Here is a 573-nt window from a genome sequence, read left to right on the forward strand (position 1 = left end):
GCAGCTGAGAATGTCAGATGATAAAAAATGAGAGGATGTGATTTGATGGCCATTCCTGCCATCTTACCGTACCAAATGCCAGAAGCATCAAATATGCCGAAAAACAAGGTGTCATGGACTCCTCATCCGAAGCGTGCGGCGCTTCTGATCCACGATATGCAGCAATATTTTCTCAACGCTTACCGTTACGGCGAGTCTCCGGTCACAGATCTGCTGGCTAATATCAAGAAGCTTCGGAAGCGATGTGCCGAGCTCGGCATGCCGGTTATTTTCACGGCTCAACCCGGCGCCCAGACACCGGAAGAACGGGGGCTTCTCCAAGACTTTTGGGGACCCGGAATCGGTCCTGATCCCGATGAGCAGAAGATCGTGGATGAGCTGAAACCGAATGAAGGCGACATTGTTTTGACCAAGTGGAGGTACAATGCCTTCAGAAAAACCAACCTTTTAGGCGTGTTGGAGGAGCAGGGGCGGGATCAGCTCATAATCACCGGAATCTATGCCCATATCGGCTGCCTGATGACGGCATGTGATGCTTTTATGCAAGATATTGAAACATTTTTCGTCGGAGAT

General features: G+C 50.1%; 1 protein-coding gene. It reads left to right on the forward strand.

Translation table 11 applies throughout. The features are described from left to right. Nucleotides 1-45 precede the first annotated feature (45 nt). Nucleotides 46-573, forward strand: a 528-nt coding sequence (locus ACWHAR_RS30230; RefSeq protein WP_452088824.1) for an isochorismatase family protein, incomplete at its 3' end; no start/stop codon positions are given.

The organism is Bacillus sp. LR--39 (assembly GCF_053613335.1).